This is a genomic window from Actinomadura oligospora ATCC 43269, assembly GCF_000518265.1.
In the GTDB taxonomy this organism is placed as follows: Bacteria; Actinomycetota; Actinomycetes; order Streptosporangiales; family Streptosporangiaceae; genus Spirillospora; species Spirillospora oligospora.
This window is the reverse complement of the sequence record NZ_JADG01000022.1, coordinates 73,981-94,837: the sequence shown is the minus strand read 5'-3', so window position 1 is coordinate 94,837 and position 20,857 is coordinate 73,981. Positions and strand designations below refer to the sequence as shown.

Here is a 20,857-nt window from a genome sequence, read left to right as displayed (position 1 = left end):
CGTCCTTGACGCGCATGGCGTCCTCCGCATCGTCCTGCACGTGAGTGAGCGCGCGGGCGGACGACCCGGTGCGGGCCGGCCGCCGGGGACGATCACGTACGGGAGACGCGAAGGGTGATGAGGAGCCCCGCGCCGGGGGCGCGGCCGTGGCCGCCCGCCGCCACGACCGGGGTGGTCGCGCGCGGGACGAGGATCGGCGAAGGAAGGGGCGGGGCGAGGGCGCGGGCCTGGGCGCGCGGGAGGCGGACGCTGCCGGGACGTCCCGGTTGGGCGCTCGCGGGACGGACGGCGGACGTCCCGCCGTGACGGCCGGGGCCGTCGTCCTCGTCGCCGCAGCCGGGCGAGGCGGTCTGGACGGTCGGCGGCTCGCCCGTCAGGGCGGCGGCCTCGATCTCGGCGGGCACGATCAGGGCGGTGACCAGCGCGAGCAGGACGAGCATCACCCGGGCCGACGGCCGGGTGGATACCTGCTGGAACCGGACTGCACGCACAGAACGAACCTTACCTTACTCTCCGTAATGACATCAGTGCGATACGTGATGCGCATGGCCGGGCCGGAAAAGCCGCTCCGGAAAAGCGGTTGACCGGGGGCGGGTCGGCTTCGGAGGATCCTGGGCCATGGGACACGTCGAGGTCGGGCACGTCAGTCACACGCTGCCGGACGGCCGGATACTGCTGGAGGACGTGTCGTTCCGGGTCGGGGAGGGGATCACGGCCGCGCTGGTCGGCCCCAACGGGGCTGGGAAGACGACGCTGCTGAGGACGATCGCCGGGGACCTGACGCCCCAGGAGGGGTCGGTCGCGCACAGCGGCGGACTCGGTGTGATGCGGCAGTTTGTCGGAAATGTCCGGGACGGGTCGTCCGTGCTGGACCTGCTGCTGACCACGGCCTCGCCGCGCCTGCGCGACGCGGCGAGGGTGCTGGACGCAGCCGAGCTCGCGATGGTCGAGCGGGACGACGAGCCGTCGCAGATGCGGTACGCGGAGGCGCTGGCCGGGTGGGGCGACGCGGGCGGGTACGAGGCCGAGGTCCTGTGGGACTCCTGCACGGTGGCCGCGCTCGGCGTCCCGTACGAGCGGTGCCGGTACCGGGACGTGTCGACGCTGTCGGGCGGGGAGCAGAAACGTCTGGTCCTGGAGGCGCTGCTGCGCGGCCCGGACGAGGTCCTGCTGCTGGACGAGCCGGACAACTACCTCGACGTCCCCGGGAAGCGCTGGCTGGAGGATCGGCTGCGCGAGACGTCCAAGACGGTCCTTCTGGTGTCGCACGACCGGGAGCTGCTCGACCGGGCGGCCGACCGGATCGTGACCGTGGAGGGCGGGACGGTCTGGATCCACGGCGGCCGGTTCGCGACGTACGCCGCCGCGCGCCGGGACCGGAACGAGCGGCTGGAGGAACTGCGCCGCCGCTGGGACGAGGAGCACGCCAAGCTCAGGCAGCTCGTCCTGACGATGAAGCAGAAGGCCACGTACAACGACGGCATGGCGTCGCGGTACCAGGCGGCGCAGACGCGGCTGCGCAAGTTCGAGGAGGCCGGGCCGCCGGAGGTCCCGCCGCGCGACCAGAGCCTGAAGATGCGGCTGCGCGGCGGGCGCACCGGGAAGCGGGCCGTGATCTGCGAGAACCTGGAGCTGACCGGGCTGATGCGGCCGTTCGGTGCCGAGTTCTGGTACGGCGAGCGGGTCGCGGTGCTCGGGTCGAACGGGTCCGGGAAGTCGCACTTCCTGCGGTTGCTCGCGCACGTGGCGGAGGAGCTGCCGCGCAGCGCGACGCCGGTCGAGCCGGTGGCGCACACGGGCGTCGCGCGGCTCGGGGCGCGCGTGGTGCCGGGGCTGTTCGCGCAGACGCACGCCCGTCCCGACCTGGCCGGGCGCACGCCGTGCGAGATCGTCATGACCGAGCACGCGCGGCTGAGGAACGACGCGATGAACGCGCTCGCCCGGTACGAGCTGCAGTTCTGCGCGGAGCAGCCGTTCGAGACGCTGTCGGGCGGGCAGCAGGCGCGGTTGCAGATCCTGCTGCTGGAGCTCGGCGGCGCGACGCTGCTCCTGCTGGACGAGCCGACCGACAACCTCGACCTGGCGAGCGCCGAGGCGTTGCAGGAGGGCCTGGAGTCCTACGAGGGGACGGTCGTCGCGGTGACGCACGACCGCTGGTTCGCGCGGTCGTTCGACCGGTTCGTGGTGTTCCGGTCGGACGGGTCGGTCGTCGAGGCGCCGGAGCCGGTCTGGGACGAGAAGCGGGTCGTCCGCGCACGCTGACCAGCGCCGAGGCGGCGTTTCGCCGGCCGTTCGTGGTCGCCGGGCACCATTCCAGGGTTTGTATGGTGCTTCGGTGCGGATTGTGGTGACGGGGGCGGCCGGGTTCATCGGAAGCCGGGTGGTGGAGGCGGCGGCCGAGGCCGGGCACGAGGTGCTGGCCGTGGACGCGCCCGACCGCGCCCTCGCGCCCGGCGCCGCCCGCCGGACGTGGGACGCGCTCACGCTCCCGAAGGTCGAACTCGACCTGGCGTCCGCTGATCTCAGGCCGCTGACCTCGGCCGACGTGGTCGTCCATCTGGCCGGGCGGCCGGGGATCCGGTCGTCGTGGGGTGCCGAGGACGACATCCACCGGGACAACGTGGTCGCGACCCGGCGCGTCCTGGCGGCGGCGGGCGGGCGCGTGGTCGTGGCGTCCAGCTCGTCGGTCTACGGCTCGGCGGGACGGGACCGTCCGACCCGCGAGGACGATCCGCTCGCGCCCGCCAGCCCGTACGCGGTCAGCAAGGTGGCGGCCGAGCGGCTGGCCCGGCGGTGTCCGGACACGGTCGTCCTGCGGTACTTCTCCGTCTACGGCCCTGGTCAGCGACCGGACATGGCCTTCCACCGGTTCACCGAGGCGGCGCTCGCGGGACGGCCGCTCCCGGTGTTCGGCGACGGCCGCAAGGCGCGCTCGTTCACGCACGTGGACGACGTCGTGGCCGCGACGCTCGCCGCCGTGACGGCCGGGGTGCCGGGCGGGACCGCGATCAACGTCGGGCATCCGGAGCCGGTGACCGTGCGGACGGCGATCGGGCTGCTGGGCCGGATCCTGGACGTCCGGCCCGACATCGAGAACGCCGCGCCGGTCGCCGGGGACGCCGACCGGACGTGGGCCGACCCGTCGCTGGCCCGCGACCTGCTCGGCTGGACGCCCCGGATCGCCCTCGCGGACGGCCTCGCCGACCAGATCGCGTGGCACCGGGAGATCGCGCCGGCCGTCCTATGAGCGATATGAACCGTATGAAGCACCGTGCGGCCTATTTCGCGTTCGATCTGTTCCCGTCGACGAAGGGCGCGTCCGTCCACATCGCGGAGATGGCGGACGAGCTGTTCACGCATTCCGGCGGCGGGCTGCTCGGCGTGACCGGCGGCGGATGGCTGCCGTCCCGGCAGGTCGAGGGCGCGCGGGAGATCGTCCGGTTCGGGGACGCCGTGCCGAACCTGCTCGACCGGTTCGAGGCGTTCTCGGCGTGGGTGGCCGGGCTGGTCGCCGAGCACGCCGGGACGCTGGAGCTGGTGCACGTCCGGGATCCGTGGGGCGCGCTGCCCGTCGTGTCCGCGCCGGACCGCCGGTACAAGGTCGTGTACGAGGTGAACGGGCTGCCGTCGATCGAGCTGCGGCACACCCGTCCGGGCGTCCCCGAGCGGACGCTCGCCAAGATCCGCGAGCTGGAGCGGCGCTGCCTGGAGGCGGCCGACGCGGTCATCGTGCCGTCGCGGGTGAACGCGCGGGCCGTCCGGGCGTACGGGATCCCGGACGAGAAGATCACCGTCGTGCCGAACGGCGCGGACGTCCCGGAGCCGCGTCCGAGGCCCGAGGACGCGCCCGGCCGGTACATCGTCTACGTCGGCGCGCTCCAGCCCTGGCAGGGCCTGGACGTGCTGCTCCGGGCGTTCGCGCGCCTCGCCGACCTGCCCGACCTGCGGCTGGTGGTCTGCTCGTCCGTCCCGCCGAAACGGGCGAAGCCGCTGCGGCGGCTGGCCCGGCATCTGGGCGTCGAGGACCGGGTGGAGTGGCGCTTCACCGTCCCGCACGCGGAGGTCGCGGCCTGGCTGGAGCACGCCGAGCTGGCGGTCGCGCCGCTCACCGCCTGCGCCCGCAACCTCGACCAGGGCTGCGCGCCGCTGAAGGTGCTGGAGTCGATGGCGGCCGGGACCCCGGTCGTCGCGTCCGACCTCCCGGTCGTGCGCGAGCTGATGACGGACCGGGAGCACGGACGGCTCGTCCCGGCGGACCGTCCGGCCGAACTCGCCCGTGCCGTCCGGGTGCTGCTGGAGTATCCCGAGCAGGCGCGGGCCATGGGCGCGCGCGCACGAGAGCACGTCGCGCGCACGCTGACCTGGACGGACTCGCGTGCCCGGCTCGCGGAGGTTTACCGTACGTTGTCCCTCCTGCCCGTCGATCGGTGGTGACGCATGTTCTGGCGTAAGCAGCGCAAGGCGTTGGAGCGCCTGCATCCCCTGCACCGGCAGCTCGTCGAGGAGCGCCGGTTCTCCGCGACGCTCCCGTCCGCCGACTGGACGGCGCTGGTGGCGAGCCTCGCCGCGCACGGGCAGGCGATCACGCGGCGGAAGTGGCAGGTCCCGGACCGGGCGGCCTCGACGGTCGTCCCGATGCTCCGCGTCCTCCAGGAGGACATGGAGCCGGGCGCGTTCCTCGGCGTGACGACGGACCTGCGCGGCCCGGTCGTCTCGGACAAGAGCGGCGAATCCCGCACTCTCAGCGTCCGGCCGCCGATCCGGTCGGTGAGGGAGACGTTCTACACCGACCCCTGGCTGGTCGTCCGGGCCGAGCTGCGCGACGGGAGCGTGCTGGAGCTCGCGGTCGTCGATCGCGTGCGGCAGCGGCGGATCGTCAAGAAGAACCGCAACGGGAAGATCAAGACCAAGACGAAGAGCAAGCCCGCGCGGGCCGTCCGGGCGACGCGACGGCTGCCGAAGGGCATGGCGGTGGCGGAGCCCGCGCCGCGCGCTCCGGGGTGGCTGACCGTGCGCGTCCAGCAGAAGGAGAACGGCCGGACGGTGCTGCGGGCGTCGGCGAAGGTGTCCACGCACGACGACCACCGCACGCTCGGGCAGATCCTGACCGTCACCGGCGAGCTGTTCCGCTGGACGCCGCCGCGCGCGTCCGCGGCCACCACGAGGAGGTCCCGTTGACCACGCCGCCGATGCCTCCGGCTCCGCCGCCGAACCGTCCGGTGGCCTGCTCGCTGCTCAGCGGGTTCTTCGTGCTGCGCCGCTGCGGCCGGCCCGCCGCCGGAGCCTGCCCGTCGTGCGGACGGCCCGTCTGCCCGGAGCACTTCGGTTCCGACGGCCTCTGCCCCGAGTGCTCACGGCAGGTGGCCGACAGCGCCTACCACCGGTCGTGGACGTACGGCTACCGGCGCACGCACTACGAGAACACGCCGACCGTGTACGGCTCCAGCACCTGGTATCCGTCCTTCGACCAGAATGACCGCGACGCGTTCGAGCCCGGCGGCGGGGACTGGGCGGCGGCGTCCGGCGACTTCGCCGGGGGGAGCGAATGGGACGGCTCGGACGGGGACGCCGGGGGCGACTGGGACTCCGACGGCGACGGGCTCGTGGACAGCTGATGGCGCGGGTCCTCTGGGTCACTGAGCACTATCCGCCCAGCAAGGGCGGCATGTCCGAGTCATGCGACCGGATCGTGCGGGGGCTGCGCGCCGCCGGGGTGGAGATCGACCTCGTCCACCTGACCAGGCGCGACCTCCCCTGGGACCTGCGGCGCGAGGTCGGCGGGCGGCGGCTCACCGCGCCGCTCGGCACCGACCCCGAGCACGCGCTGCGCCGCCTCTGGACGCAGCTCACCGCCGCGCGCATGACCGGATACACGCACGTCGTGGCGTTCGGCGGCGTGCTCGCGCCGCTGGCCGCGACCGTCCTGGCCTCGCTGCTGGACGCCTCGCTGGTCACGCTCCTGCGGGGCAACGACATCGACGTCGGCCCTTTCTCGATGCGGCGGCGCGGTTCGCTGACCGACGCGCTGCGGGCGTCCGCGCGGGTCTGCGTCGTCGCACGGTCGCACATTCCGCTGGTCAAGGCCCTCGTGCCGGACGCCGAGGTGGCGTTCGTGGCGAACAGCGTGGACACCTCGTCCTGGGAGCTGCTGCCGTCCGAGCGGCGGCGCGCGGACGAGTGGCGGGCGGCGAACGTCGCGGACGGGGTCCGCACGCTCGGCCTGGTCGGGCAGCTCAAGGCCAAGAAGGGCGTGGACTTCCTGCTCGACGCGCTCCCCTCCGGCTCCTTCCACCTGGTGCTCGCCGGGGAGGCGGACGAGGCGGTGACCACGCGGCTCGGCCGGTTCGCGCACTCTGTGCTGCCGTTCCAGGAGCGGTACGACCTCCCGGCGGTGTACGCGGCGTGCGACCTCGTCGCGCTGCCCTCCTTCTATGACGGGATGCCGAACGTCGCGCTGGAGGCCGCCGCGCTGGGCGTCCCGCTGCTGTGCTCGGACGCGGGCGGCCTCGCGGACGTCGCGGACGACGAGATCGGCTTCACCTTCGCGGCGGGCGACGCCGACGGCTGCCGCGACGCGGTCCGGCGCGCGGTGTCCGCGTCGGACGCCGAGCTGGCCAAGCTCGGCGCCGCCGCGGCCGAGCGGATCCGCCGCGACTTCACCCCGGACGCCGAAACGGCCGGATACCTGCGCGTTCTCGCCGAGACAGAGTGATCGCCTGCTATGCGCGCGGCGCGGGCCTCGGGCACCTGACCCGCGTCCGGGCCGCGCTGCGCGCGCTCGGGCGGGACGGCGAGCCGGTGACGCTGGTGTCGGACTCGCCGTTCGCCGCGCGGGTCGTCCCGGAGTGGCCGGTCGTGCCGTCGCTGTCCGGCGTGGAGGCGGACGAGGTGTGGATCGATGCGTTCCCGGCCGGGATCAACGGTGAGCTGGAGGTTCCGGAGGGCGGGTTTCGGATCGTCCATCTGGCTCGGCTGCTGCGGTGGCCCGTTTACGAGAAGCTGCTGCCTGACGTCCGTCCGCGAATCGACGTCACCTACATCTGTGAGCCGCTGTCGCGCGCGCACGAGGACTACCTGCGTGCGGTCTCCGGCGAGGTGAGAACGCTGGAGCTGGTCGACCCGCCTGCCGAGCCCAGCGTCGAGGTCGAGGGGTGGCTGATCGTCCATTCGGGGCCTGACGACGAGATTTGCGAACTGGTCGCCTACGCCGCCGACATGGCCGCCGCCGAAGGCGTCCGGACGCCCCGGTTCACTCTCGTCGCTCCGAGACGTCCGGACGATCTGCCGGTGGAGGTCGTCCATCACGACGTCTATCCGGCGTGGCCGCTCGGCGCGCGCGCGGAGCGGATCGTCACGGCGGGCGGTTTCAACGCCGTCCGGCAGTTCGCGCCGTGGCGGGAACGGCACCGGATCATGCCGTTCCCGCGTCGCCTGGACGACCAGTTCGCGCGCGCCGCCCGCGTCCGGGCCCTGGAAGGCTAGAAGTACGACCCGTACAGGTTGCCGGTCGGCCACGTCCTGACGGCGTTCGCGGCCTTGTGCAGCGCACCGTCGATGTCGCCGTAGGACGGCTGGCTGCCCTCCTGGCGCTGGTCGAACAGGACCGCCCAGGTCAGGCCGTCGAAGCGGCGGACGAGCAGGGTGCTCGTGCCCGCCAGGCTGCCGTCGTGCCAGGTGTTGCGCCCGCCGGTGACGGGCCGGACCATCCAGCCGGTGCCGTAGTACCAGCCGCTGGCGTTGACCCCGGTCTCCGGCTTGGCGAACGCGCGGGAGATCGACGCGGTGTTCAGCACGGACGTGCCGCCGTCGTAGATCTGCGCGAAGCGGGTCAGGTCCACGGCGGTGCTGAGCCAGCCGCCGTGGGCGTCCATGTTCTCGATGTTGAAGCCGCCGTACGGGAACGCGACCTGCTTGCCACTGTTGTCGTAGACGGTCGCGCCCTTGTAGGACGAGTAGTAGGGAACCTCGCCGGTGGCCTTGGTCAGGCCGTGCGCGAGCTTCATCCGCTTGATGCCGCGCGGCCCGAGCACCTTCGACTGGACGTAGGCGGCGTAGGACTGGCCGGAGACCTTCTCGATGATCCGGCCGAGCAGCATGTAGCCGTAGTTGCTGTAGGAGTAGGTGGACCCGGGCTTGTGGTCGAGCTTGCGGCCGGACTCCCACTTCATGATGTCGGCGCGGCTGACCGGCAGGCCCTTCCTCAGGGCCTTGGCGATGGCGGCGTCCTGGAACATGGGGTCGGGCGACTTGTCGCGGTCCCAGCCGCCGAGGTGCTGCAGCAGCCGCAGGACGGTCACGTCCTTGAGCCGCGGGTCGGCGGTGGTCGGCAGCTTCAGCAGCGTCGCGACCTTGTCGGTCGGCTTGAGCTTGCCCTCCTGCATGAGCCGAAGCACCGCGGTGGCGGTGATCGGCTTGGAGATGCTGGCGATCCGGAACAGCGACGTCGGGGACGTCTTCAGCGTGGTGCTCGCGCTCCAGGTGTAGCCGCGCGCGAGCAGCAGCTTGCCCTTGCGGGCGACGGCCAGCTGGCCGCAGGGGATGTTCCGCGCCTGCATGAAGCTCTTGACCGTCGCGTCGAAGCCGCCCATCCCGGAGAGGGCCTGCCCGCTGACCTTCCAACTGCGGGTCGCCGCCACCGAGGACGCGTCGTGCGCGCCGCCGCCCTCGCCGCACGCGGCGAGCAGCGCGGGTCCGCCCACGCCGAGCGCCGCGAGTCTGCCGAAGTCCCTTCGCCTGAAATCCGGAGTTTCCATGGTCCGCGACCGTAGCGCACCTTCATCGGACTTGCCGGGAACATCCCGACAAGCCGGTCAGCGCCCGGTGCAGGTGACCTTGGGTTCCGGCTGGTAGACGGTGTGGAAGCGGTCGCGGCGGACCTTCCGGCCCGAGAGGGACAGCGTCCGGTACACGTCGACCTGGAAACCGGGCCCGCCCGGCATCGGCACGCAGCGGCGGCCCGCGTCGGTGAACGTCCCGGCGCGGGTGAGGGCGTACCGCTTGGACGAGGTGGTCTTCACCTGGTACTTCGGCGTGCCCCAGAGCGAGACGGTCAGCGCGTTCCCGGTGACCCGCGCCTGCACCCGGATCGGCTTGCCGGAGTCGTTGCGCCAGACGAAGTCGAGCGACGGCCAGGCGACCGCGGCCTCGCGGCCCTGCGGGTACTCCTCCATCCACAGCGTGTGCGGATGGGCCTCCTTGATCTTGAGTCCGGCCTCGAACACCGCGTTCCACAGCGTGGCCGAGACCTGGCAGATGCCGCCGCCCAGGTCGTCCACGAGGCGGGAGCCGACGATCGTCGGGGCGGGCACGTAGCCCTGGCGCGCGCCGCGCGGCCCGACGACCTTGTTGAACGAGAACGCGCCGCCCGCCGGGACGACGTGCCCGTCGATGGCCTTCGCGCCGATCCGGATGTTCTTCACCCGGGCCTCGCCGGGCTTGAACTCCGTGGTGTAGCTGGCGAGCTGCCGCGATCCGTCGCGCGGACCGGCGACCGCGGGCCGCGCCCTGGTCGGCTTCGCCCGGCCGTCGCCTCCGGGGTCCGTCCCCATGGCCGCCCGCAACTCCGAACCGCCTCCCGACGCGAGCGCGTACCCCCCGCCGAGCGCCACGACCGCGACGGGAACACCGATCATCACGGGCACCCACCGGCGCATCCGTTCCCTCGGTTTCGGGCGCCTCCTCCGATGCCGAACCATGATCAGGCAGCACCCCCAAAAGTGGACAACCCGGCTCACGTTACGCACAGCCGACCGCAGAGTGCCCACTTTCGGACGTCCCGAATGACATAGCTCACCCGAGGTAAACCGATCCTCCCCCTCAGCCGTCGTCATGGCGTCTTCGCAGGTCAGGCCGCCAGCCTCAGAGGGTGATCATTTCGGCGCGGAGAGGAGTGATCCCTCTTCGGACGTCCCGAAATGCCCCCGAGGCCCGGATGATCCCCTTTTCTGTCAGGTCTCCGTCACACGCCCCGCGACCGTCTTGACCGGATCAAGGTGGAATGTGACGGTCGTCACGTGGACGTCATCGGCGCGGGATACGGGCGCACCGGCACCCTGTCCCTGAAGAGCGCACTGGAACAGCTCGGTTTCGGTCCGTGCCACCACATGGCGGAGGTGGTGCACTCCGAGCAGGCCCGGGCATGGCATGCCAAGACACACGGCCAACCCGTCCCCTGGGAGACGTTGTTCAGCGGCTACCGCTCGTCGGTGGACTGGCCGTCCGCCGCGTACTGGCGCGAGACGACCGCCCACTACAAAGAGGCGAAGGTCGTGCTGAGCGTCCGGGACCCGCGGTCCTGGGTGGCGAGCATGCGCGCCACGATCCTGGCCCAGCACAAGGCGCTCCACAGCCCGCCCGGACAGGTGCTGTACAAGCTGTCCTCGCTGCTCGGCACCCGGTTCGCCCTCATCCTCGACATGGTCTCGTCCCTGCCGGAACTGCAGAGCCTCGTCCAGCTGGACGACGAGGGGCTGGTGGCGTGGTTCGAGCGGCACACGGCCGAGGTCGTCGAGGCCGTCCCGGCCGAGCGGCTGCTGGTCTACGACGTGAGGCAGGGCTGGGAGCCGCTCTGCGAGTTCCTCGAGGTGCCCGTGCCGGACGGCCCGTTCCCGCAGGTCAACGACAGCGCCCAGTTCACCTCGCAGGCCCGCCGCGCCATCCGGTGGATGCTCAGGACCCGCTGAGCGACCGCACGGCCGGGACGGACCGGGCCGGACCGGGCCGGATCGGGCCGGATCGGGCCGGACCGGATCGGGCCGGACCGGATCGGGCCGGACCGGACCGGACCGGAACGCCGTCGGACCCTTGCGCGGACCGTGTCACCTACCTAGCGTTTGCTTTATGACTGAGGCGATCACGGTCGGGCACGTCCACGACGACGACATCCCGTGGGTCCAGGCGGGTCCGGTGGGGCTGAAGGTGCTGCGGGCGTCCGCGGACACCTGGGTCGTCCGCAACCGGTTCGCCGCCGGGTTCCAGCTGCCGACGCACAAGCACACGGGCGGCGTCCACGCGCACACGTTCGCGGGACGCTGGCGGTACGCCGAGTACGGCGTCGACTACGTCGCCGGAACCTACATCTACGAGCCGCCCGGGTCCGTCCACACGCTGACCGTCCTGGACGACGACACCGACATCCTCTTCGTGGTCCAGGGCGCGTTCATCGAGTACGACAAGGAAGGTCAGATCAGCGGAGTCGTCGACGCCGAGTCCACGCTGAGCGCCTACTTCGCCCTCTGCGACGCCGCCGGGATCCCGCGCCCGAGCGGCATCCTTCAGTGATCGCCGAGGACTTCCCGGACGGCGCGTTCGGCTCCGGCCATCCGCTCGGGCTCTACGCGCGGATCCGCGCGCAGAGCCCGGTCCGGCATCCGGCGCTGCCGCTGTGGGTGGCCGGGTCGCACGCGCAGGTGCACCGGATCGCGTCCGATCCCGAGGCGTTCCGGTCCCGGGACGGGATCCTGATCCCGGAGATCGGGCGCGCCTACGACGCGCCGCCGACGATCATGCACACCGACCCGCCCGACCACACCCGGTACCGGGGGCTGGTCGCGCCCGCGTTCCGCCCGGCCGTCATGAGGGAGCTGGAGGAGGCCGTCCGGGACCGCGTCCGCGCCCTGCTGGAGGGCCTGCCGCCCGAGTTCGACGCGGTCGCCGAGCTGGCCGTCCCGCTGCCGCTCCAGGTGATCTGCCTCCTGCTCGGCGTCCCGGAGGCGGACTGGCCGCGCTTCCACCGCTGGACCGAGGCGATCGTCCCCGGCACGTCCGGCCTCCCCGAGGACGAGCGGAACGCCCTGCGCGTCGAGTGCGGGACGTTCCTCCTGGAGACCGCGCACCGGCGCCGCGCCGACCCGCGCGACGACGTGATCTCCCGGCTCGCCCTCGCCGAACTGGACGGCGACCGGCTGACCGACCTCGAACTGGTCATGTTCCTGATCCAGCTGCTGGTCGCCGGGAACGAGACGACCCGGCACGCGATCTCCGGCGGGCTGCACGCGTTCGCGACGCGTCCGGACCAGTGGACGACCCTCCGCGACCGGCCGGGCCTGCTGCCCTCGGCGGTCGAGGAGATCCTGCGCTGGACGTCGCCCGTGGCCTACTTCCTGCGCACCGCGACCCGGGACGTCCCGCTCGGCGACGCTGTGATCGCCGAGGGCGAGCACGTGATGCTGCTGTTCGGCGCGGCCGACCACGACCCGGCCGCCTTCGGGGACGACGCGGGCCGCTTCGACATCGCACGTCGTCCGTCCGGGCCGAACCTGGCCTTCGGCTTCGGCCCGCACTTCTGCCTGGGCGCCGCCCTGGCCCGCCTGGAGATCCGCATCCTGCTGGAGGAGGCCACGCTCCGCTTTCCCCGTCCGGCCCTGGCCGGGTCGCCCCGATGGAACGGCTCACCCGTGGTGACCGGCCTGAGCGCCCTTCCGCTCACGGGCGCCTATTAGCGCGGACGGCGCGGGACGAAGACCTGCAGCGCCCGGGGGTCGACGGTGAAGCGGACCGTGGACGGAAGCTCGGTGATCTCCCCGTCGAAGGCCAACTCGAACTCGCCGGTCTGGTCGGTGAGGTCCAGGGCGCCGCTCTTCCAGGTCCGGAAGCCGGGGCCGAGGCGCACGCCGCCGCCCAGGACGGACGCCAGCGCCCGCACGCGCGGGACGCGCCGCGCCACCTCGACGACCCGGACGTCGAACACCCCGTCGTTCAGGGCCGTCCGCCAGGTCGGGGCGGGGCCGTGCGAGGAGTAGACGCCGTTGCCGACGAACGCCAGCCAGACCGTGCGGGTACGCCCGTCCACGATCATCTCGTGCGGGTCGAAGTCGCGCAGCGTGCGGACGGCGGCGACGGCCAGCGCGGGCCATTTCCCGAGCCGTCCCTCCAGCCGCTCGCGCCGGGCGACCAGGGCGGTGTACGCGCCGAAGCTCGCGGTGTTGAGGAAGACGACGTCGCCCGGCGTGACCCGGCCCACGTCGACGCGTCCGAGGCGTCCGTCCCGGTAGGCGGTCACGGCGTCGGCGACGGTCTCGACGCCGAGCGCGCGGGCGAAGTGGTCGAACGTGCCGCCCGGGACGACCAGCAGCGGCACCTTGTGGGCGAGCGCGGCGCGGGCGGCGGCGTTGACCGTCCCGTCGCCGCCGACGACGGCGAGGACCTCGGCCCGCTCGGCGGCCTCGTCCAGGGTCGCGGCCAGGTCGCCGCCGCGCTCGAACCGGACGATCTCGGCGGCCGGGAACTCCCGTTCGAGGACCCTGGCGACCGACTCGGCGCGGTTGGGCAGCGGCGAGTCGTCCCGGCCGTCCGGGCCGGAGGGCGTGTTCGAGCCCGACGCCATGTTCACGACGGCGACGACGCCGCGTCCGTCGCTCTGGACGACCATCTGCTCGGTGGTGGTGTGCGAGACCTTCGCGACCGCCGGACGGGCGGGCCACAGCAGCCGCGTGCCGAGGGAGGCCAGGGCGCCGACCGCCGCTCCGGCCAGGACATCCCCCGGGTAGTGGGCGCCGGTGTAGACGCGGGAGAAGCAGACGGCGGCGGCGACCCCGGCGACCGGGAGGGCGACGGCCGGCGGGGCCTCCATCGCCACCCCCGTCGCGAACGCGGCGGCCGACGCCGAGTGCCCGGACGGGAAGGAGTGCGAGGTCGGCAGCTTCCACCGGATCCGGACCGGCGGCACCAGGTCCACGACCGGACGGCGGCGCCGGAACGCCTGCTTGCCGATCAGGTTGACGACCGGGCTGGCCACGGCGATCCCGGCCAGGCCGCGGAGCGCGGCGCGGCGCAGCCGTGCCCGCCCGGACGAGCCGAGGGCCGCGGCGGCGCCGAACCACAGGACCCCGTGGTCGGCGATACGCGAGAGCCGGGGCAGGACCCCTTCGAGTCCGGGCAGTTCGGCCGCGGCGACCCGTTCGAACGCGTCCCGGTCGAGGCGGCCGAGACGTGCGAGCGGCCCTCCGCCGCCGCCCGGCCCGCCGCCCGTGAGCGAAGGGGGCGAGAACGGTGACGTTCGGTGTGTCGCAGGCATGACACCGGTATCCCCCACCGGCGCGCCGAGATTCCCCGCAGATCGCAAGCGGACGGTCAGGGCCTCCTCGGCGGGTCGTCCGGAGCGACGTTCGGTGTGATGTTGCCCACAACCCGGCAGAGCGTCCCAGATCCTCCCCTTTTCGGTCCTTGTGGGGCCTCAAATAAGGGCGAACGTCTCGCACAGAGCACGGCCTGCAATAGGCTTCCGAGCATGAGTCACCCGGAACCGACCGGCGCCTCGGGTGGCGAGTCGGTCGGCACACTCGCGGAACCTCCACGCATGAATCTCGGGAGCAGCGAGTCCCTGGCCGCCTACGCCGCCCGCTTCGGCCTCAAGCAGAGCTCGGCGCGCCCCTCGCTTCGCAAGTACCTCCAGGAGGTCTGGGAGCGGCGCCACTTCATCTGGGCCTTCGCCTCGGCGAAGAACATCGCGATGTACAGCGACTCGCGCCTGGGCCAGGTGTGGCAGCTGCTCACGCCCCTGCTGAACGTCGGCGTCTACTTCCTGATCTTCGGACTGCTGCTCAACACCTCGCGCGACCTGCCGGACTTCCTGCCGTTCCTGGTGACCGGCGTGTTCATGTTCGGGTTCATGCAGCGCTCCATCCAGTCGGGGTCCAAGTCGGTCGGCGACAACCTGTCGCTGATCCGGGCCCTGCACTTCCCCCGCGCCACGCTCCCGCTGGCGATCGCGGTCGTCGAGTTCCAGCAGCTGCTGCTGTCGCTGGTCGTCCTGATGATCATCGTGGTGGCGTTCGGCGAGCCCATCGGCCTCCACATGCTGATGTTCGTCCCGGTCGTCGGCCTGCAGCTGATGTTCAACGTGGGCGCCGGGATGATGATGGCCCGGCTGGGCGCGTTCAACCGCGACATCACCCAGCTGCTGCCGTTCGTCACCCGCACCTGGCTGTACCTGTCCGGCGTGATCTTCTCGCTCCCGGGCCTGATGACCAGCAGCCATTTCCTGAAGACGCACGCGTGGGTCAGCGAGCTCCTCAAGATGAACCCGGGCTATGTGTACGTGGAGCTGAGCCGCCACACCCTGCTCGGCAAGTACCGGCACCACGTCCAGCACCATCTGGCGGGGAACCACTCGACCAGCCAGCTGTGGATCTACGCTCTGATCTGGGCCGTGGTGGCCCTGGTGGCCGGGTTCATGTTCTTCTACCGTGCCGAGGAGCGATACGGCCGTGGTTAACGCCCACCTGGCACAGAACCCCGTGGACATCGACCCGACGCGCGACCCGATCGTCGTGGTGGACGGGCTGCACATCGTCTACCGCGTGTACGGCGCGGGCGGCAAGGGCAACGCCGCGTCCGCGATGTCGCGGGTGATCAAGCGGCAGAAGCGCCCGAGCATGACCGAGGTGCACGCGATCAAGGGCCTGTCCTTCGTCGCCTACCGCGGCGAGGCCGTCGGCGTGATCGGCACCAACGGCTCCGGCAAGTCCACGCTGCTCCAGGCCATCGCGGGCCTGCTGCCCCCGGCGCGCGGCGGCGTCTACACCGACGGCCAGCCGTCCCTGCTGGGCGTCAACGCGGCCCTCATGAAGGACCTGACCGGCGAGCGCAACGTCGTCCTCGGCTGCCTGGCGATGGGCATGACCCCGCAGGAGACCAAGGAGAAGTACCAGGAGGTCGTCGACTTCGCGGGCCTCAAGCCGGGCTTCATCAACTACCCGATGCGGACGTACTCGTCCGGCATGGGCGCCCGGCTCCGGTTCGCGATCGCCGCGGCCAAGACGCACGACGTGCTGCTGATCGACGAGGCGCTCGCCACCGGCGACGCCAAGTTCCGCACCAAGTCCAAGCGCCGGATCGAGGAGCTGCGCAAGGAGGCGGGCGCGGTCTTCCTGGTCGCGCACCAGCTCGACGTGGTCCGCGAGACCTGCGACCGGGTGATCTGGCTGGACGACGGCCAGATGCGCATGGACGGCGACCCGGACACGGTCCTGGACGCCTACATCGAGGCCACCCAGAAGTAGAACGCTCTTCCCGAAGACCCCGCCTTTCGGCCGCCCCGGCCGGGAGCGGGGTCTTCGCGTTCAGGGGGACGGGCGGGGCCGGTGCAGCGCTGCGCGGTGACACTGCGGGGGCCTGATAGGTATGGGGAATATGGCTATCAGGAGGAGGACTGACCATGGCCGGTAAGCCGCCGCTCCCGCACGAGCATCTGCCGCAGGTCCCGTCGTTCACGCTGGAGAGCGACGACATCGCCGACGGCGCGCACCTGACGAACAAGCACGTGTTCTCCGGCGGCAACGTGTCGCCGGAGCTCCGCTGGTCGGGCTTTCCCGCCGAGACCAGGAGCTTCGCCGTGACCTGCTACGACCCGGACGCCCCCACCGGCTCCGGCTTCTGGCACTGGGTCCTGTTCGACGTCCCGGCCGACGTGACCGGGCTGCCCACCGGAGCGGGCGCCGCCGACGCCAAGATCGGTGTCCAGGCCCGCAACGACTACGGCGACAAGGCGTTCGGCGGCGCGGCCCCGCCGCCCGGCGACCCGCACCGCTACGTCTTCACCGTCCACGCGCTGGACGTGGAGTCGCTGGGCATCCCGTCCGACACGATGCCCGCCGCGGTCGGCTTCAACATCACCGCGCACACCCTGGCCCGCGCCAGCCTGGTCCCGGTCTACGCCTCCCGGTGACCGCCGTCCGGTGAGGGCGCCCGCGCGGCGTCCTCACCGTCTGCGCTTCACTTTGTGGGCGCGGTGTTCGCCGCCTCACTGGTCCGGCGGGCACCGGCGAGCACCTCGGCCGTCTCCTCCGCCTCGTCCAGGGTCGCGGTGAGGACCTCCTCGTAGGCGGGAGCCGCCTGCCGGTGACGCTCCCGTCCGGCGTCGGTGATCACCGTGTAGACGCCGCGCTTGTCGTCCGGGCACAGGTCGCGGTAGCTGAAACCGGCGTCGTTGAGCCGTCCGACCAGGCGCGTGACCGAACTCTGGTTGAGCCCGAGACCGGCGGCGAGGTCCTGCATGCGCAGTTCGCCGTCCGGGGCCTCGGCCAGCAGCGCCAGCGCCCGGTACTCCGACAGGCCGAGACCGTGCTGCCGCTGCAGGACGGTCCCGAGCCGCTGCTCCACCCGCGCGTGCAGCGCCAGGACCCGGTTCCACAGCCGCACGTCGTCCCGCCCCCGCAGCGTCGTCGCCATCACGCCGTCCCCCTCCGAGCTCGTTGACACCAGCTTACTTGTACATGCATACTCTTGCTCGTCAAGAACTTGCATATACATACAAATACCTGGGAGGCCCCCGATGGCCTGGATCTACCTGCTGATCGCGTCCGTGTTCGAGGTCGTGTTCGCGCTCGCCACCAACGCCACCCACGGCTTCACCGAGCTGGGGCCGTCCCTGCTCACCGCCGGGGCGGCCGCGGGCGGCATCTACTTCCTCAGCCAGGCCCTCAAGACCCTGGACGTCGGGGTCGGCTACACCGTCTGGACCGGCATCGGCTCGGTCGGCACCGTCGCCCTCGGCACCGTGATCTTCCACGAGTCCATGACGGTCTGGAAGGCCCTCGCCTTCGTCCTGATCATCGGCGGGGTGCTCGGCCTCAAGCTCTCCGACAAGCTCTCCCCCGCCTCCTCCTGACCCCTCCCTCGTCCTGACCCCCTCGTTCCGGAACGGAGCCCTCCCATGGCCTGGTTCTTCCTGGCGCTCGCCATCGTCTTCGAGATCGCCTTCGCCCTCGGCACCAACGCGACCCGCGGCTTCACCCGCCTGTGGCCCTCGGTCCTCACCCTGCTCGCCGCGAGCGGCGGCATCTTCACCCTCAGCCTCGCCCTCCGCACCCTGGACGTCAGCGTCGGCTACACGATCTGGACCGGCATCGGCTCCATCGGAACCGTCCTGTTCGGCGCCCTGATCTACAAGGAGAGGATCACCCTCCCCAAGCTCCTGTCCTTCGCCGCCATCATCGCCGGGGCGCTCACCCTGAAGCTCGCCTCCGGCCTGTGACCGCCGGGGCCTCCCGGCCTAGCATTCCGATCATGCGCGAATTCCTCTCCGTGGACGGGCGGCGGCTGTCGTACCTGGACTTCGGCGGCCCGGGGACACCGCTGCTCGCCCTCCACGGCCACTACAACGAGGCGTCCGCGTTCGCGGCGCTGGCCGGGGCCCTGGCGCCCAAGTGGCGCGTCATCGCCCTCGACCAGCGCGGACACGGTGAATCGGACCGGGCGGAAGGCTACGGACGCGACGACTACGTCGCCGATCTCGTCGCCTTCCACGACCACCTGGGCCTCGGGCCCGCCGTGGCCCTCGGGCACTCGCTCGGCGGTGTGAACGCCTACCAGTTCGCGGCCCGGCACCCGGAGCGGGTGCGTGCGCTGATCGTGGAGGACATCGGCGCCGCCGTGGACGCCGACTGGGAGTACACGCTGCGGATCCCCACGCACGCGGCCTCCCGCGAGGAGCTGGTCGCCGCGCTCGGGACGCTCGCGCCCTATGTGGAGACCTCGCTGCGGCAGCGCGAGGACGGCTGGGGCCTCTCGTTCGACATCGCCGACACGGTGTCGTCCCAGAAGGCGCTCAACGGTGATCACTGGGCCGACTGGGAGGCGCTGACCTGCCCGACCCTGCTGGTCCACGGCACGCGCAGCGACGAGCTGTCGGCGTCCCACGCGCGTGAGATGGCCGACCGCCTGCCGGTGGCCAGGCTGGTCGCGATCGAGGCGGGTCACGTCGTCCACCACGACGCGCTGGGCCCCTTCGCCGACGCCGTGCGCGCCTTCCTGACCGAGCGGGACGGGAGCGAGAGGCGACCTGCGGGCGCGCGGAGCGGCCTGTAATGCATCGGCGGAGCCGGCCATGAGAGGGGTGTCGGAAAGGAGCTGGTCTTGCCCGGAACGCCGTGCGCGTCCGGCGGCGGTTCGCGCTGGCCGTCGGAGCCGTGGCGACGGTCGTGGCCGTGGCGATCGGCTGGCCGGGCGGGCAGCGGTCCGCCGAAGCGCTCGGCATCTCCCGGGACGGACGGTACGTCGACGTCGTCGTCCGCGATCCGGGGGCCGATCCCGCACGGCTCCAGGCGGAACTCGACGCGCGTCACCTGCCCGTGAGACTGGAGGCGTGGCCCGCGTCCCCGAGCCTGGTCGGCGCCATGCTCTCCGCGAACGCGCCCGGCGAAGGCTGGGATCTCGACGAGCACGTCGTCCCGCAGGCCGAGGTGAAGGGGACGTGGTACGTGACCTTCGCGCCCAGCGGTCACACCCCCGGAAGCGTCCAGCTCGTCGTCTCCGAGCAGGACATGGGGGAACGACGCGGATGAGAGCCGGGGAGTCGAGGGGCCGCAGGTAGCGCCGTCCCAGGCGCCGCCGCGTCGTCCTCAGGGTTGAGGGACTTAAGGTCGATGTGCTCTCAGCCGGAGGCTGTGAGCGTGGGGGCGTGATCGAAGTCGAAGGGCTCTGCAAGCGGTACGGGGCGGTCTCGGCCGTGGACGATCTGTCGTTCACGGCCCGGCCGGGGGTGGTGACCGGGTTCCTGGGTCCCAACGGGGCCGGGAAGTCCACGACGATGCGGGTGATGCTCGGGCTGGCCTCGCCGGACGCGGGGCGGGCGCTCGTGGGCGGACGGCGGTACGCGGAGCTGGACCGTCCGTTGTGCCAGGTCGGGGCGTTGCTGGAGACGGCCGCGCCGCACCGGGGACGGAGTGGGTACGCGCATCTGCTGTGGCTCGCGCGCTCCCAGCGGATCGGGGCGCGGCGCGTCCGGGAGGTGCTGGAACTGGTCGGGCTCGCGGACGCCGGACGGCGGCGCGTCGGCGGGTACTCGCAGGGGATGCGGCAGCGGCTCGGGCTCGCGGCGGCCCTGCTCGGCGATCCGGCGATCGTGATCCTGGACGAGCCGTCGAACGGACTCGACCCCGAAGGCATCCGGTGGCTTCGCGGGCTGCTGCGCGGCCTCGCCTCGGAGGGGCGGACGGTTCTCGTGTCGAGTCATCTCATCGGCGAGGTGGCCCGGACGGCCGACCGGCTGGTGGTCGTCGCCCGTGGGCGGCTGGTCGCGGACGCCGAGACGTCCGCGTTCACGGGCGACCTGGAGGACGAGTTCCTGCGGCTGACGGGTGGTGTGCGGTGATCGACCTGGTGCGTGCCGAGCTGGTCAAGCTGCGGACGGTCCGGGGGCCGCTCGTCGCGTTGGCGCTGGTCCCGGTCGTCAGCGTCGGGGTCGGGGCGTTGAACGGCCTGTCCGGACGGCAGGCGCTCGACTCCCACAGCTCGATGCTGCGGCCGGACTTCACCGCGCAGCAGGCGGGGTTCGACGGCGTCCAGTACGGGATGCTCGCGCTGATCGTGTTCGGGGTGCTGGCCGTGTCCGGGGACCCGCTCGGGCCCGCACTGCTCGCGGTGCCGGGGCGGGCGCGGTTCCACGCGGCGAAGTTGCTGGCCGTCGTGGTGGCGGCGCTGCCGGTCGTGGCGTTCTCGGTGGTGGTGTCCGACCTGGTCACGCAGGTGGCGCTGGGACCGTACGGGAAGTCGCTGGGTGAGAGCGGGGTGCCGCGGGCGCTGGCCGGGGCCGTGCTGTTCCTGACGTCGATGTGCGTGCTCGCCGCCGGGCTCACGATGATGGCGAAGAACGCCCTGGTGCCGCTGGCGGTCCTGTTGCCGCTGGTCACCGTGGGGTCGCAGCTGCTGACGATCTCCGAGTCGAGCCGGCGCGTGGCGCGGCTGCTGCCGGACCGGGCGGGGGCGCGGTTGCTGGCCGTCCGGCCGGAGCACGGCGAGCTGGGGCTCGCGCTCGGTGGCGCGGTGCTGGCGTTGTGGGTGGCCGCGGCGGTCGCCGGTGGGCTGGCCGTGCTGCGGCGACGGGACGTCTGAGGGCTACGCTTCCGACATTCCGGAC

General features: G+C 72.3%; 24 protein-coding genes. 19 read left to right on the top strand and 5 right to left on the bottom strand.

The window, feature by feature from the left end:
- Positions 1-92 precede the first annotated feature (92 nt).
- The gene (locus tag P696_RS0129585; RefSeq protein ID WP_157429991.1) at positions 93-491 is read right to left on the bottom strand and encodes a hypothetical protein; all 399 of its coding nucleotides are present in this window, start codon (positions 489-491) and stop codon (positions 93-95) included.
- Between the two features lie 127 nt (positions 492-618).
- Between P696_RS0129585 and P696_RS0129580 the strand changes: the two genes are divergently transcribed.
- From P696_RS0129580 to P696_RS0129550, 7 genes are all read left to right on the top strand, one after another.
- Complete coding sequence (locus P696_RS0129580) at positions 619-2,262, top strand: ABC-F family ATP-binding cassette domain-containing protein (protein WP_026415154.1); 1,644 nt, start codon at positions 619-621, stop codon at positions 2,260-2,262.
- A 73-nt stretch (positions 2,263-2,335) separates the two neighbouring features.
- Positions 2,336-3,247, top strand: coding sequence for an NAD-dependent epimerase/dehydratase family protein (locus tag P696_RS0129575; protein ID WP_026415153.1), 912 nt, complete (start codon positions 2,336-2,338; stop codon positions 3,245-3,247).
- A 5-nt stretch (positions 3,248-3,252) separates the two neighbouring features.
- Positions 3,253-4,434 (top strand): glycosyltransferase family 4 protein, encoded by a 1,182-nt coding sequence (locus P696_RS0129570; RefSeq protein WP_245627864.1) that lies wholly within the window; start codon positions 3,253-3,255, stop codon positions 4,432-4,434.
- A 3-nt stretch (positions 4,435-4,437) separates the two neighbouring features.
- Positions 4,438-5,178: a hypothetical protein gene (locus P696_RS0129565; protein WP_026415151.1), complete on the top strand. Its 741-nt coding sequence runs from the start codon at positions 4,438-4,440 to the stop codon at positions 5,176-5,178.
- Positions 5,175-5,615, top strand: a complete 441-nt coding sequence (locus tag P696_RS48995) for a hypothetical protein (protein WP_051468345.1) — start codon at positions 5,175-5,177, stop codon at positions 5,613-5,615. Before P696_RS0129565 ends, P696_RS48995 begins: the two co-directional genes overlap by 4 nt.
- Positions 5,615-6,712 (top strand): glycosyltransferase family 4 protein, encoded by a 1,098-nt coding sequence (locus P696_RS0129555; RefSeq protein ID WP_026415150.1) that lies wholly within the window; start codon positions 5,615-5,617, stop codon positions 6,710-6,712. The genes P696_RS48995 and P696_RS0129555 overlap by 1 nt, the downstream gene beginning before the upstream one ends.
- Positions 6,709-7,482 carry a hypothetical protein gene (locus P696_RS0129550; RefSeq protein WP_026415149.1) on the top strand — a complete coding sequence of 258 codons (774 nt, stop codon included), beginning with the start codon at positions 6,709-6,711 and terminating at the stop codon, positions 7,480-7,482. The genes P696_RS0129555 and P696_RS0129550 overlap by 4 nt, the downstream gene beginning before the upstream one ends.
- Here the strand turns inward: P696_RS0129550 and P696_RS0129545 are convergent.
- Positions 7,479-8,753, bottom strand: coding sequence for a serine hydrolase domain-containing protein (locus tag P696_RS0129545; protein WP_064744152.1), 1,275 nt, complete (start codon positions 8,751-8,753; stop codon positions 7,479-7,481). The genes P696_RS0129550 and P696_RS0129545 overlap by 4 nt on opposite strands.
- A 57-nt stretch (positions 8,754-8,810) precedes the next feature.
- Positions 8,811-9,632, bottom strand: coding sequence for a VanW family protein (locus P696_RS48990; protein WP_170026606.1), 822 nt, complete (start codon positions 9,630-9,632; stop codon positions 8,811-8,813).
- 381 nt (positions 9,633-10,013) lie between these two features.
- Between P696_RS48990 and P696_RS0129535 the strand changes: the two genes are divergently transcribed.
- The 3 genes from P696_RS0129535 to P696_RS48985 all read left to right on the top strand — a co-directional run bounded on the left by P696_RS0129535 (position 10,014) and on the right by P696_RS48985 (position 12,440).
- Positions 10,014-10,682, top strand: a complete 669-nt coding sequence (locus P696_RS0129535; RefSeq protein WP_026415147.1) for a sulfotransferase family protein — start codon at positions 10,014-10,016, stop codon at positions 10,680-10,682.
- Between the two features lie 157 nt (positions 10,683-10,839).
- Positions 10,840-11,280 carry a 2,4'-dihydroxyacetophenone dioxygenase family protein gene (locus P696_RS0129530; protein WP_026415146.1) on the top strand — a complete coding sequence of 147 codons (441 nt, stop codon included), beginning with the start codon at positions 10,840-10,842 and terminating at the stop codon, positions 11,278-11,280.
- On the top strand, positions 11,277-12,440 hold the full coding sequence (locus P696_RS48985) for a cytochrome P450 (protein WP_051468343.1): 1,164 nt from the start codon (positions 11,277-11,279) through the stop codon (positions 12,438-12,440). Before P696_RS0129530 ends, P696_RS48985 begins: the two co-directional genes overlap by 4 nt.
- On the opposite strand, the gene P696_RS48980 is transcribed toward P696_RS48985, so the two are convergent.
- Positions 12,437-14,014, bottom strand: coding sequence for a bifunctional phosphatase PAP2/diacylglycerol kinase family protein (locus P696_RS48980; protein WP_051468342.1), 1,578 nt, complete (start codon positions 14,012-14,014; stop codon positions 12,437-12,439). The genes P696_RS48985 and P696_RS48980 overlap by 4 nt on opposite strands.
- 282 nt (positions 14,015-14,296) lie before the next feature.
- Between P696_RS48980 and P696_RS0129515 the strand changes: the two genes are divergently transcribed.
- From P696_RS0129515 to P696_RS0129505, 3 genes are all read left to right on the top strand, one after another.
- On the top strand, positions 14,297-15,214 hold the full coding sequence (locus P696_RS0129515) for an ABC transporter permease (protein ID WP_026415145.1): 918 nt from the start codon (positions 14,297-14,299) through the stop codon (positions 15,212-15,214).
- The gene (locus P696_RS0129510; protein ID WP_157429990.1) at positions 15,207-16,001 is read left to right on the top strand and encodes an ABC transporter ATP-binding protein; all 795 of its coding nucleotides are present in this window, start codon (positions 15,207-15,209) and stop codon (positions 15,999-16,001) included. Before P696_RS0129515 ends, P696_RS0129510 begins: the two co-directional genes overlap by 8 nt.
- 155 nt (positions 16,002-16,156) lie before the next feature.
- Positions 16,157-16,666, top strand: a complete 510-nt coding sequence (locus P696_RS0129505; protein WP_211245890.1) for a YbhB/YbcL family Raf kinase inhibitor-like protein — start codon at positions 16,157-16,159, stop codon at positions 16,664-16,666.
- A 47-nt stretch (positions 16,667-16,713) separates the two neighbouring features.
- Here the strand turns inward: P696_RS0129505 and P696_RS48975 are convergent, their stop codons facing one another.
- Positions 16,714-17,199: a MarR family winged helix-turn-helix transcriptional regulator gene (locus P696_RS48975; RefSeq protein ID WP_245627863.1), complete on the bottom strand. Its 486-nt coding sequence runs from the start codon at positions 17,197-17,199 to the stop codon at positions 16,714-16,716.
- Positions 17,200-17,272: 73 nt separating this feature from the next.
- Between P696_RS48975 and P696_RS0129495 the strand changes: the two genes are divergently transcribed.
- The 6 genes from P696_RS0129495 to P696_RS0129470 all read left to right on the top strand — a co-directional run bounded on the left by P696_RS0129495 (position 17,273) and on the right by P696_RS0129470 (position 20,832).
- The gene (locus P696_RS0129495; protein WP_026415142.1) at positions 17,273-17,608 is read left to right on the top strand and encodes a DMT family transporter; all 336 of its coding nucleotides are present in this window, start codon (positions 17,273-17,275) and stop codon (positions 17,606-17,608) included.
- 45 nt (positions 17,609-17,653) lie between these two features.
- Positions 17,654-17,974 carry a DMT family transporter gene (locus tag P696_RS0129490; protein WP_026415141.1) on the top strand — a complete coding sequence of 107 codons (321 nt, stop codon included), beginning with the start codon at positions 17,654-17,656 and terminating at the stop codon, positions 17,972-17,974.
- Positions 17,975-18,006: 32 nt separating this feature from the next.
- Entirely contained in the window at positions 18,007-18,807 is an 801-nt protein-coding gene (locus P696_RS48970; protein ID WP_051468340.1) for an alpha/beta fold hydrolase, read from the top strand.
- A 62-nt stretch (positions 18,808-18,869) separates the two neighbouring features.
- The gene (locus P696_RS0129480; protein ID WP_026415140.1) at positions 18,870-19,283 is read left to right on the top strand and encodes a hypothetical protein; all 414 of its coding nucleotides are present in this window, start codon (positions 18,870-18,872) and stop codon (positions 19,281-19,283) included.
- Positions 19,284-19,399: 116 nt separating this feature from the next.
- Positions 19,400-20,092, top strand: a complete 693-nt coding sequence (locus P696_RS0129475; RefSeq protein WP_026415139.1) for an ABC transporter ATP-binding protein — start codon at positions 19,400-19,402, stop codon at positions 20,090-20,092.
- Positions 20,089-20,832 (top strand): hypothetical protein, encoded by a 744-nt coding sequence (locus P696_RS0129470; protein ID WP_026415138.1) that lies wholly within the window; start codon positions 20,089-20,091, stop codon positions 20,830-20,832. The genes P696_RS0129475 and P696_RS0129470 overlap by 4 nt, the downstream gene beginning before the upstream one ends.
- The last annotated feature ends 25 nt before the right edge of the window (positions 20,833-20,857 follow it).